Below are 12,722 nucleotides of genomic sequence, written 5' to 3'. Positions count from 1 at the left end.
GTCATGACATGAAAAAAATTGGAATTGTGGGAGGGATTAGCTGGACTTCCACGTTGGATTATTATAAATACATCAATGAAGGCATAAACCATCGATTAGGAGGACTCCATGCGGCAGAATGTGTGATTTACTCTCTGAACTTTTCGGATATCCAAAAAGTAGGGTGGGTGAATTCTTTCGATCTCATTTACAATGCCTGTGAAAAACTCATCTCATGTCATGTCGATGCGATCGTTTTGGGAGCCAATACGGCTCATCTATTTGCAGATGAAATACAGGCGCACCTTGATGTCCCTATCATCCATATTGCTGAAGCTACTGCGAAAGCCATAAAAAAAGAAAACCTGAGTAAAGTGGGATTGTTGGCGACAAAGTTTACCATGGAGATGGACTTCTATAAAGATAAACTACTACAAAATAATATTGAGACCATCATTCCAGCAGAAAACAAGGATGTTGAAACGATTCAATACATTCTAAAAAATGAACTGGGAAAAGGAATTGTAAGCGAAGCGTCCAAACGGAAATTTATACGGTTTGCAGAAATGCTGGTCGACCGCGGTGCTCAAGGAATTGTGTTAGGGTGTACGGAAATCCCAATGTTGATCCATCCAAGTGATGTCGGTTTTCCGGTATTTGATACGACAAAACTCCATGTTGAGCAAATTGTGGAATATGCAATAACAGGTTGCATTCCCAGTGATGAATCGTTCACATCAAAGTATGAATGATTTTAAACCGATAGCTATATAAACCAAATTATGATGAATAAACCCAATTTCAGTAACTTGAAGGCAGTTTTTGTAAACTGCACCCTTAAAAAATCACCTGAGACGAGTCATACGGACTATTTGATGGACGTATCCAAGCAGATGATGAAAAAGGAAAAGGTCACCATTGATGAGATGAGGTTGGTGGATCATGAAGTGGCCTATGGGGTGTATCCCGACATGGCCGAACGGAATGGTCAGGCAGATGAGTGGCCCGCTTTGTCTGAAAGGATCTTGGCAGCGGATATATTGGTGATTGGTACGCCGATATGGCTTGGCGAGAAGTCTTCTGTCGCTCAGAAATTGATCGAAAGGCTCTATTCCTTGAGTGGCATGACCAATGAAAAAGGCCAGTACTTGTTTTATGGCAAAGTAGGCGGCTGCATGATTACCGGAAATGAAGATGGGATAAAGCATTGTGCCATGGGCATATTGTATGCGCTTCAGCACATCGGTTATTCCATACCGCCTCAGGCTGATTGTGGTTGGATTGGTGAAGTGGGGCCGGGGCCAAGTTATGGTGATAAGGAGTGGAATGGGCGTCAGTTGGAAAAGCCTATGGGGTTCGATAGTGATTTCACCAATCGCAACACTACTTTCATGACCTATAATTTGTTGCATTTGGCAGCGATGCTCAAGCAAAATGGGGGGTATCCAAATTATGGTAATTCACGCGCAGCATGGGATGATGGTTCCCGGTGGGAATTTGAAAATCCGGAATATCGATAACTTTTTGGAAGGAGATGTGATGCTAGGTTTTTCCGGGCTTTAGTGTACAAGTTTATGACAACAAAAAAAATGACACCAAAGGATTTGATCGAAGCATGGGTAAAGGCCTTTAATGAGGGAAATGCTGCAAAGCTTTCTGATTTTTACCATGATGATGCTGTAAACCATCAGGTAGCAAATGAACCGATAGAAGGTAAATCAGCGATATTTGAGATGTTTTCTGATGAATTTCGTCAAGCAGAGATGACCTGTATCGTAGAGCAAATACTTGAGGATGGTGAATGGGGCATTTTAGAGTGGAAGGATCCATTGGGATTGAGAGGATGTGGGTTTTTCCATGTGGTGGACGGCAAAATTAAGTTCCAGCGAGGATATTGGGATAGGCTTTCCTTTCTAAGAATGCACAATTTGCCGATTCCGAAAGAATAAATGATTATTTGTTGTAATCCGAGGGCCTGCTTGATTGGTATGGGGCAGCGGTGTTACTTTTATGGATAGAATGAATTTATAAGATATGCTTTTGTCAATCGTATTAAGCTGCATCCTTCTGGGACTCGGATTGATTCATTTCAATTGGGTAGTAGGAGGGACATTCGGCCTTGAGGAGGCCATTCCCACCAAGGAAAATGGAGACTTGGTTATGAATCCCGGAAAAGTGGACAGTGCCATTGTAGGCTTGGGACTGACGGTCTTTGGTCTTTTTTATCTGATAAGAGCCGAAATCCTAGAGATAAACCTTTCAAGTGGTCTGATGAATAGTGTGGGATGGATCATTCCGGTCATTTTCTTGCTGAGGGCTATGGGAGAATTTAAGTACGTGGGTTTCTTTAAGAAAGTAAAAAGCACACCTTTTGGGAAATGGGATACCAAGCTTTTTTCTCCACTTTGCTTGTTTATGGGCATATTGGGTATCCTCATCCAACTCTTTTGAAATAGGAGGAAAAGGTCATTACAATTGGTCTTTTGGGGTGAAACAAAAAACTTTTTAAACGGCATGCGTATATAAATAGAAAAGATAATAACATGGCCATATTGATAGAAGTGCTATTTGCTGCCTTGGTGACCAATTGGAAAAAGGTGAGGTGGATTTTCAGTAAAAAAGAAGGTGCTGTGGATTCAACTGCCCAACGCTAAGGTCCATGGAAGAGAAAATGCTAATAGAAAATCAATTTCATATTCTTAACGGAGATGCCCTCAAGGATCGATTCCCCCAAAAAATCCCCGGGGAGGTGATCGTAGCACGTGAGTGTTTGGTAGATGGTGAGGTGAAAAGTGAAAGTTTATCGGATTTTTTTGCCAAGAGGGCAGCCTATATATCCAGTGCATATCCGGGCTTTACCGAGGCGGATTATTACGGTGAGACCGTTTCCGAGATGGAGAAAATCATGAAAATACCTGATGGGGCCCACGTTTATTTATGGTTTGAAGATGACTTGTTTTGCCAAGTTAATTTTTGGTTTGTGGTAGCCCTGCTTTCCCAGCATGTTAGAGGCTGTAAGCTATATTTGGTCCGGCCAATGACAAGTCTTTATTACGGTTTTGGAGGCTTGGACCAAGCAGGCCTTTGGGAGGCTTATGGTCAAAGCGCGGAAATAAAGGAAGTGGACCAGGTAGCAGCACTCTGGAAAGCTTACCAGCGCGAGGATCATGAAGCCCTGATGCAGGGGGCAAGGAAGTTGGAAGCTACTTTTCCTTTTGTGCTTCCAGCAGTAGAAGCTTACTTTGACAGCATCCCGTCCAAAGATGACCTTGGAAGGCCCAAGAAAACGTTGTTGGCCATCATGGAGGAACTGGAGACAGTGGCCTTTGGCCCGGTTTTTCAGGAATTCCACAAGCGGGAAAGCATTTATGGTTATGGAGACCTGCAAGTTAAGCGACTCTTTGATGAGCTCAGGGCGTAAGGAGCCGTTGGCTTTGGAAGATGATGTGAAAGGTGTTTCCCTTACCCAAATGCTTCCACTTGATCCGTTTTGAACAAAAAAGAGCGGTCTCATTTTCGAGACCGCTCTTTTTTCATAAAGGTATTTATTACTCTATGGTGATGGTTTGCAGGGGAGTATTCCATCCTCCGATTTCGATGGCTGCGCTGTTCTTGTCCAGATCTGCATAAGAGACCGTGACGACTTTTTCTTCACCAGGGGTTAGGGAAACGTAATTGTCGCTAAAGAAAGTGGGTAACAGGCGTTCTCCGCTTTCCGTGTCCACCAAAGATATCCGGTTAAAGAAAGAAACCGTATTACCCGATGGATTGGTGAGTTTTAAGCTTACTTCACCCGGTGCAGACTGCGTAGCCGTGGCCTGGATATTCGCTTTTTCCATGCGTTGTAAGCCGGAATAATTTCCATTGGCATCAGGGAGCCAATAGAAATTGTCGCTTAGGATTTTTTGGTCGGTGTTGAGCAGTTGGACGGAAAGAAACATGCCTTCATCGGCGCTAAGGGCTTTGATGCGCTCCTGTAAGGACATGATCAGCCGGATGCTGGTTGGCTCCAGGTAGCAGAATACTTGGGTTAGCTGCTGATCATTTCCCTGCATGTCATAGGCCGTCACACGAAGCATGATGTCATGTTGTTGGTCAAAGGTGTTGTTGGCGATCATAATGTTTCCTTTGACTGGGTCGTACATGCCATGAAGGACTTCGCTGCCGTTTCGAAGCCCGTAGAGGCTTGCATTGGGATCGAGGTAATAATCGTACATCTGGCCCCGGAGCGACGTCCAAGGGTTTTGGGTTTTCCATATAATCACCCCCGTATACCAGTCCCACATATGTGCCGTAAAGCCTTCGATCAGTCCACGGTACTGATTATAGTTTACCAGCTGCGCCTTGGCAGCAAAATCCTCCATGTCCTCAGGGCTGCCATAAGGTTCCAATGCATTTCCATAGTCAATATATTTATGGTAGCTCCATACTTCATCTCGTACCTTTTCGGTACCGTCCATTTCCACTGGGATGACTTGATTTTCTTCAGGAAGAAAACGCTTAAGCGAAGTGGCATCTCCTGTCCCGACAGAACCCACTTCAGAATTGAACGGCCAGGTTTTTTCAGCCCAAAAGGTGGAGATATCTTGGATGCCATAAGGGCCATCGCCGTTTCCTCCTTTAAAGTTGTAGGACATTTCATCAGAATTCGAGTAATCGATAAACCAACGCGTACCGTCCAGCTTTGGCAAGACATCTTCTTTTAGCGCTTTGAGGATATCAGCAGGAGGGGTGATTTCATTTCCTCCGCACCACATGGCGAGCGAAGGATGGTTTCGAAGCATTTTAACGACATCAGCCGCTGATTCGATAAACAGGCCATGGTCGTCTGGATATTGTCGTCTGGTCCATTGATCATCCTTCTTCTTTGGGTCGAGCCATCTTCCATTGCAGTCTCCGGACATCCAGAAATCCTGAATGACCAACATGCCATATCGGTCACAGGCCTCATAAAATTCCGGACGTTCTGGAAGTGCACCGCCCCAGATACGGATCAAGTTAAGGTTCATGTCACGGTGAAAGCGGATTTCGGCATCGTACCGTGCTTTGGAAAACCGAAGCATGGCGTCTGAGATAATCCAGTTACCCCCTTTGATAAAGATTTTTTGGCCGTTTACGGCGATTTCTTTGCTTCGGGTATGGGAGTTCCATGTGGTTTGGATTTCCCGCACGCCAAAGGTGATCTTTTCCCTGTCGGAGACAGCACCATCCGCGGTGAATTGCAGGTCGATGGCGTAGAGGTGTTGTTCGCCGTAGCCATTTGGCCACCAGAGCTTGGGGTTTTGTAGGGTGAAATCAGGTAAGGCCACTTCGGCGGTTTCTTGGGGCTTTAAGGTGACCTTTTGGCTGATCGTTTTGCCGGCTAATGTATATTGCAAAGTCCCGCTGATGGAATGGTCAAGTACGTTTTGTAACTCAGCGGAGACTTTGAGGGTAGCAGGTTCTTGGGAAGCTCCAGGTATTCTTGTACCCGGTACCAAAGTGACAATATGCGGATGCTTTAGGTTTACAGTACCTGTTTTTTCAATAAATACTTTGTCCCAAATGCCTGTATTCCGATCCCGGACAGGTTGGATCCAGTCCCATCCCGCAGTATATTGGAGGGCGACTCCTTTGGCTATGGTGCCATCACCACCTTGGCCTCCATTGGGGTTTCCCACGTGATCTGCAGGATGCACCAAAACTGCCAAGCGGTTTTTTCCATTTTTTGCCAGAAGTTTGGTGATGTTATACTGCTTGCGCAAATACATGCCTTTGAAAGGCGTTTGGTTTACTTTTTGGCCATTCAAGAAAATGTCTGCGCTGTAGTTGATCCCACGGAAGTTTAACCACACTTGTTCTCCATCGGTGGCAGATTCCTCAAATTCCTTCACAAACCAATACGTGTAATACTCCCTTCCAGTGTCATAAATGTCCTTGATTTTTTCATTGTTCATTCCGTAAAAGGGGTCGGGTACTTTGCCGTTGTTTAGCAGGGTGGTGAGCACCGTTCCAGGTACAGTGGCGGGCATCCAACCGGTCAAGGGGTATGATGGATTGGAAAGGGCATGGCCGTCTGCTTGGGTGTCATCAATTGGTTGACAATACCAGTCAGTGTTCAGCTCATAGCGGTCTTGCGCATGGCACAAGGAGGAGATGAACAGCAACAACAGTAAAATCGGAAGGTATAATCGGATGGTTTTCATAGGAGCCGTAATCGTTTTTAAATCGGGTAATTAATTTAGGGTGTTTAAATTTAATCAAAATTTCAATTAATAAATGTTGATTACATAAAATTTGATGAAATCCTATACTTGATTATTTAAAAATTATAGTAAATATTGGTTTTTTGGTTTGTTTTAAAGCAGTGTGAGTCTTTGATCCAAGGTTGATAGGTCTTTTAATTTACATGAGTTTGCGCGATTTGTGTAAATTTTCCTACATTAAACTTAATAACAAGAAGATCAAGAGAGACATGGCAGGCATAAGGAGAATTGTTCCAAACATTTATTCCGACCAGTTGGAAGCTACGAAGGTGTTTTATCTTGATTTTTTGGGAATGGAAGAAGCGATGGACTTGGGATGGATCATGACATTTGTTTCCAAGGAAAACCCATTGGCACAAATCAACATTTTCGAACATGAGGGAGGGCTGCCGGTTAATAACGAGGCAGTGTTTATGTCCGTGGAGGTCTCGGATGTGGACGGCATGTACCGTAAGGCAAAGCAATTTCAATATGCCATTGTTTACGATATACGAGATGAAAGTTGGGGCGTGAGGCGTTTTTTTGTTAAAGATCCGAATGGGGCGACCTTGAATATCTTGTCTCATCTTCCTGGGAAATAGTGATTTTCTTCCGGAAACCGTATATTCAATTTATTACCACTTAATCTATATCTTGTGAGGGCAAAACTTATCTACTTTTGGTCCAATTTGCAATCCAGTTTTTGGTTTGTACCACTTTTATTGATTGTATGTGCGCTTTTAGCGGCATTTGGCCTGGTGTTTTTGGATGATGCGGTAGACATAAAACCAACGGGAGTTTTTGGCTATTTTATGATTGGTAGCGCAGATTCGGCCCGGAGTGTTTTATCGACCGTGGCTGGGGCGATGATAGGGGTGGCAGGAACCGTTTTTTCCATTACCCTGGTGGCCTTGACCTTGGCCTCATCCCAATTTGGCCCGAGGTTATTGCAAAATTTCATGCATGATAAACTCAACCAAGTGGTCTTAGGGTCTTACATTGCCACGTTTACCTATTGCTTGGTGGTGCTCAGTACGGTGAAGTCCAGTGACAGTGTGCAGTTTTTGCCAACCATTTCCGTGGGCTTTGCCATTATTTTGGCGTTGGTCAATATCTTCCTTCTGGTGATTTTTATCCACCATATTTCCATTAATATCCAAGCCGACCAAGTCGTTTCCAATGTCAATAGTGGCCTTAACCGTAATTTTAAAAGGTTATTTCCTAAGGAAGAGGACAAAGAAGAAGTGCACGAGATCACGGAATCGGAAATTGAACAGCTAAAAGAGAAGGCGTTGTTCAAGAAGGTGTTTAAAATAGACAGAAGTGGTTACTTGCAGGTGGTTAATAGGCAAAGACTTATTGGTTTGGCACAGGAAATTGAGGGGTTTATTGAATTACAAAGTCATGCCGGGCATTTTTTGGTGGAAGGCCAGGAGGTATTTGTGGTATATGGTGACAAGGAATTGGAGGAAGGCTTTGAAGGACGCTTATTGGGAGCAATGCTCATAGGTAGCAAGCGGAATTCTACCCAAGATTCAGAATTTGCTGTTCGTCAGATGGTGGAGGTGGCCTCCAGGGCGCTGTCCCCCGGTGTCAATGATCCCTATACTGCCATTACCTGTATTGACAAGCTTACCGATTCCATTTGTTACCTGACATCGGTGAACCTTCCCGGGCCATATCGCTTTGATGAAGAAAAGAAGCTTCGCTTGATTTTAAATACCATGAGTTTTGATGGTGTAGTCAGTGTGGCCTTTAACCAAATCCGGCAGTTTGGCCAAAGCAGCCCAGCAGTCCTTATCCGTTTAATGGATGCCATGGTCACGATCTACACCCTTTCCCAGCGGCCTGAGCACAAAAAAGTAATCTTAAAGCATGCTAAAATGATTCGACAGGCAGGAAAGGAACACTTTGGGGAACGGAATGATTTCCAAGACTTGGAGGAGCGATATCAGAAATTGGTTAAAGACGCCGAATCCGTTAAATCTGCTGATAAGGTATCCTAGCCTCCTTCAAGGGGTATCCATTTCAGATTCCAAGATCAGCGGTATATTGGTCATTTACGGAGGAAGGATGACATTTTTTCAACAGATATTTCATTTTATTATTTATTAGTTGGACGAACTGTTTTAATTTTATGGCATGTCGAACAAACCAGCGAATTTGTCACCTTTTTTGGTAGGTTTAGCCAAAGAATTGGAAGGTGATTTTTATTACGATCAATTGATGAAAACCCTGTATGCCACGGATGCCTCCGTTTACAGGGAAATGCCTTTGGCAGTGGCCATGCCGAAGACCAAAGGAGATATCAAAAAGCTTATCCATTTTGCCAATACCCATAAAACTTCCCTTATTCCTCGTACAGCGGGGACTTCACTGGCAGGACAGTGTGTAGGAGATGGTATCGTGGTGGACGTGTCCAAGTATTTCACCAAGATTCTGGAATTCAACAAAGAAGAAGGTTGGGTACGCGTGCAGCCCGGAGTGGTGAGGGATGAGCTCAATGCTTTCTTGAAACCCCATGGATATTTCTTCAGTCCTGTTACCTCGACGGCAAACAGGGCAATGATCGGTGGGATGGTGGGAAACAACTCTTGCGGTACCACTTCTATTATTTATGGGTCCACAAGGGAACACACCCTTGAGCTTCAGACCATCTTGAGTGATGGCTCAGAGGTGACCTTTCGTGCGCTTTCCAAAGCGGAGTTTGAAGAAAAGAAAAAACTGGAGACGCTGGAGGGGAAGTTGTATCGGGAGATATACCATGAGCTCAGTCAGCCCGAGCAGCAAGAAAACATCCGAAAGCAGTTTCCAAAACCATCCATACAACGGCGGAATACAGGATATGCAGTGGACTATCTGCTGGAAACAGCAGTTTTTTCAGAGCATGATACCGCCTTTGATTTTTGTAAGCTGCTGTGCGGTTCGGAAGGAACGCTAGCCTTTACGACCGAGATCAAAATTCACCTGGATCCACTTCCCGCGCCCAAGGACGTGGTAGTGGCTGCGCACTTTGGGACCATTCACGAATCCATGAAGGCCACGCAGCTTGCGATGAAGCATTTTCCGACCGCTTGTGAGTTGATGGATAAGATCATTCTTGACTGTACCAAAGAGAATATTGAGCAAAGCAAAAACCGTTATTTCGTCGAAGGCGATCCAGAAGGGATTCTGATGGTGGAGTTTAGAGACGAGACCGAAGAGGGAGCGCTCGGTCAAGCCCAAAAAATGATTGACGCCATGAAGGCCGCTGGGTTGGGCTATGCCTATCCGATCATTACCGGGGAGCGGACCAAAAATGTCTGGACACTCCGAAGTGCGGGACTTGGCTTGCTCGCCAATATTCCGGGAGACCGTAAGGCCGTGGCGTGTATTGAAGATACCGCCGTGGATATCGATGACCTTGCCGATTTTATTGATGAATTTGGGGAGATCATGAAGGGGTTTGGTCAGAAGCCGGTGCATTATGCCCATGCCGGTGCTGGTGAAATCCACCTACGGCCCATTTTGGATTTGAAAAAATCCGAAGATGTCGAGGATTTTTATAAAATTACCGAAGCGGTGGCCAAGCTGGTGAAAAAATATGATGGTTCACTCAGTGGCGAGCATGGTGACGGCAGGGTAAGGGCTGCCTTTATCCCCATCATGGTGGGAGAAGAAAACTATCAGCTCTTCCGCAGAATCAAGCAATCCTGGGATCCCAATGCCATCTTTAATCCTGGAAAAATTGTGGATACCGCCCCGATGAACAGCTTTTTGCGCTATGAACGGGACATGGTCACTCCGGAGTTTGAGACGACGATGGATTTTGGCCATGTGGGCGGAATATTACGGGCAGCAGAAAAATGCAATGGGTCTGGTGATTGTCGGAAATTACCCGTTTCCGGAGGGACCATGTGTCCGAGTTATATGGCCACCAAAAATGAGCGGGATACTACCCGCGGCCGGGCCAATACCTTGCGGGAGTTCTTGACCAAAAACACCCAACCCAACCCCTTTGACCATCCTGAGATCAAGGAAGTAATGGACCTGTGTCTGTCCTGTAAGGGCTGTACCTCCGAATGCCCTTCCAATGTGGACATGTCCAGCTTGAAAGCGGAATTTCTGCATCAATACCACAAGACCCACGGCATTCCTTTGCGGAGCAAGGCCTTTGCCTATATCAATAACCTGAATGAATTGGGCAGTTTGGTGCCGGGAATGACCAATTTCCTGATGACCAATAAGGCTACAGGGAATATGATGAAAAAAGTCCTTGGGGTGGCTGAAAAGCGACAATTGCCCACCATTGCCAAGGTAAACCTCCGAAAATGGTACAATAAGCACTATGGTAACTTGCCCGCTCCTTCCAAGAAAGTTGGTGCTGTCCACTTTTTTTGTGATGAGTTTACCAATTTCAATGATACCGAAATCGGTATCAAAGCCATCCAACTTTTGCACCACCTGGGCTATGAGGTGAAACTGGCAGATCATCCGGAAAGTGGGCGAGGGGCCATATCCAAAGGGCTTCTTGACCGGGCAAAAAAGCTGGCCAATCAAAATGTCCAACTATTCAAGGATAAAGTGACGCTGGACGAACCTTTGGTAGGGGTAGAGCCTTCTGCCATCTTGACCTTCAAAGATGAGTATCCTCGTTTGGTAGATAAGTATTTGGTGGAGGATGCAAAGAAATTAAAACGTCACAGCATGATGGTAGATGAGTTTTTGGCCAAGGAGGCCATGCGTGGCAACATTTCAGCAGACCAATTTACCAAAGCCCATAAAAAGGTTTTGCTCCATGGTCACTGCCACCAAAAGTCCCTTTCTTCCGTTTCCTTTACGCAGAAGCTGTTGACGTTGCCCGAGAATTACACCTTGGAAACGATTCCTTCTGGTTGTTGTGGTATGGCGGGGTCGTTTGGTTATGAAGAAGAACATTATGAGGTAAGTATGAATGTTGGGGAATTGGTGCTGTTCCCAACCATTCGCAAAGCCGATAAGGCTACCGTGGTGGCCGCTCCCGGTACCAGTTGTAGGCATCAGATTGCGGACGGGACGGGCAGAAAGGCCCTCCATCCGGTAGAAGTGCTGTTTGATGCAGCAGGCCTGTAAGGGTTTGATGGGCAGGTTTTTTACACCTGTCCATCTTTTATAATTGTTTTTTGCTCTTTGGTAACATATTTGAGGGAGTCATTTTTGTTGTAGTTATTATTCACCTATTAAAATATATTCCTTCATTTTTTAGGTTTATATTTGTGCTTTTAAAGTAAAAGTTCATGCCAAAGCTGATACGAATTACCACTGTTCCGCTTTCCCTTAAATTGCTGCTTTCCGGTCAAATGAAATACATGAAAGCGGCAGGTTGGGATGTGCAGATGGTGAGTGCAGATGGAAAAGAAGTCAATGAAGTCACCGCTAAGGAAGGGTGTGAGCACCACAGCATTCCATTTACCCGTCAAATCACTCCCTTGCAGGACCTGGTATGCCTTTGGAAATTATATCAATTTTTGAAAGTGGAGCAACCGGATATTGTCCATACCCATACGCCTAAAGCTGGCCTTTTGGGCATGATCGCTGCCAAACTTGCGGGAATAAAGATCCGCATCCATACGGTAGCTGGATTGCCCTATGTGGTGACCAAGGACAATAAGCGTAAAATGTTGGAAAATGCCGAACGTTGGACATTTAAATATGCCACTCATGTCTGGCCTAACGCCCATTCGCTAAAGGCATTTATCGAAAAAGAGCAGCTTGCACGCCCGGAAAAGCTGGAGGTTTTGGGAAATGGTTCTTCCAATGGCGTGGATATCGCACGATTTAGCCGTGAAAATCTTAAGGAAAACCATTTGGTGGCAGCGACAATGCGTGTAATGCCCGGGGAAAGTGACTTTATCATTTTGGCCGTGGGCAGGTTGGTGAAGGATAAAGGCATTCAAGAATTGGTGGAGGCCTTTCTTAAATCCCGGATAGTAAATAAGTCCAAGCTGGTGTTGTTGGGAGATTATGAACAGCACTTGGATCCATTGGATGAGGATATCGTCAGGAAGATAGCCGATCATCCCAGAATAGTGCAAGTCAGCTGGTCAGATCATGTGGAGCATTATATGGCCATATCCGATGTGCTCGTGCATGCATCTCACCGAGAGGGCTTCCCCAATGTGATTTTGGAAGCTGGAGCCATGCAAGTGCCGGTGATCTGTTCTGATATTCCCGGCAGTAGTGATCTTGTACAGAATAAGAAAACAGGGTTGGTATTCCCCGTAAAAAGCGTATCTGTGCTGAAGGATGCTTTGGAATTTGCTTTTGTCAAACGGGAAAGCATGCAGCTACTGGCGGATGCGCTGCATAAAGAGGTGGTAGCGCATTTCGACCGCAAGAAGATGCATGCCCTGCTGTTGGAAAAATACCAAAGCTTGATGGAGAAGAAGTGATGGATGCTTGCAAGGCCCTAATTTAAAGGTGATTTTTTTGATAGCTTTTATCTGCTGTTAAGGCAAAAAGGTTCTTAAGCCAAATTGATTAAAAATCGCCCAACCTAAG

At 45.1% G+C, this 12,722-nt stretch carries 10 protein-coding genes; 9 read left to right on the top strand and 1 reads right to left on the bottom strand.

The features are described from left to right. The first annotated feature begins 8 nt into the window (after positions 1-8). The 5 genes from ECHVI_RS18825 (at position 9) to ECHVI_RS18805 (ending at position 3,400) form a co-directional block, all read left to right on the top strand. Positions 9-731 (top strand): aspartate/glutamate racemase family protein, encoded by a 723-nt coding sequence (locus ECHVI_RS18825; RefSeq protein WP_052331447.1) that lies wholly within the window; start codon positions 9-11, stop codon positions 729-731. A gap of 30 nt (positions 732-761) precedes the next feature. Next, positions 762-1,499 (top strand): flavodoxin family protein, encoded by a 738-nt coding sequence (locus tag ECHVI_RS18820; RefSeq protein WP_217189903.1) that lies wholly within the window; start codon positions 762-764, stop codon positions 1,497-1,499. Between the two features lie 54 nt (positions 1,500-1,553). After that, positions 1,554-1,928, top strand: coding sequence for a nuclear transport factor 2 family protein (locus ECHVI_RS18815; protein WP_245553370.1), 375 nt, complete (start codon positions 1,554-1,556; stop codon positions 1,926-1,928). Positions 1,929-2,013: 85 nt separating this feature from the next. Then, complete coding sequence (locus ECHVI_RS18810) at positions 2,014-2,430, top strand: DUF3995 domain-containing protein (protein ID WP_015267624.1); 417 nt, start codon at positions 2,014-2,016, stop codon at positions 2,428-2,430. Positions 2,431-2,638: 208 nt separating this feature from the next. After that, complete coding sequence (locus ECHVI_RS18805) at positions 2,639-3,400, top strand: DUF1835 domain-containing protein (RefSeq protein WP_015267622.1); 762 nt, start codon at positions 2,639-2,641, stop codon at positions 3,398-3,400. A gap of 127 nt (positions 3,401-3,527) precedes the next feature. Here the strand turns inward: ECHVI_RS18805 and ECHVI_RS18800 are convergent, their stop codons facing one another. Further along, positions 3,528-6,164, bottom strand: a complete 2,637-nt coding sequence (locus ECHVI_RS18800) for a glycoside hydrolase family 2 protein (RefSeq protein WP_015267621.1) — start codon at positions 6,162-6,164, stop codon at positions 3,528-3,530. 203 nt (positions 6,165-6,367) lie between these two features. On the opposite strand from ECHVI_RS18800, the gene ECHVI_RS18795 reads away from it, so the two are divergent. From ECHVI_RS18795 to ECHVI_RS18780, 4 genes are all read left to right on the top strand, one after another. Beyond that, positions 6,368-6,805, top strand: coding sequence for a VOC family protein (locus tag ECHVI_RS18795; RefSeq protein WP_015267620.1), 438 nt, complete (start codon positions 6,368-6,370; stop codon positions 6,803-6,805). A gap of 54 nt (positions 6,806-6,859) precedes the next feature. Further along, complete coding sequence (locus ECHVI_RS18790; RefSeq protein WP_015267619.1) at positions 6,860-8,209, top strand: DUF2254 domain-containing protein; 1,350 nt, start codon at positions 6,860-6,862, stop codon at positions 8,207-8,209. A gap of 136 nt (positions 8,210-8,345) precedes the next feature. Further along, complete coding sequence (locus tag ECHVI_RS18785; RefSeq protein WP_015267618.1) at positions 8,346-11,294, top strand: FAD-binding and (Fe-S)-binding domain-containing protein; 2,949 nt, start codon at positions 8,346-8,348, stop codon at positions 11,292-11,294. A gap of 164 nt (positions 11,295-11,458) precedes the next feature. After that, entirely contained in the window at positions 11,459-12,613 is a 1,155-nt protein-coding gene (locus ECHVI_RS18780) for a glycosyltransferase family 4 protein (RefSeq protein ID WP_015267617.1), read from the top strand. The last annotated feature ends 109 nt before the right edge of the window (positions 12,614-12,722 follow it).

The organism is Echinicola vietnamensis DSM 17526 (assembly GCF_000325705.1).
GTDB lineage: Bacteria > Bacteroidota > Bacteroidia > Cytophagales > Cyclobacteriaceae > Echinicola > Echinicola vietnamensis.
This window is presented reverse-complemented; position numbering and strand designations above follow the sequence as displayed.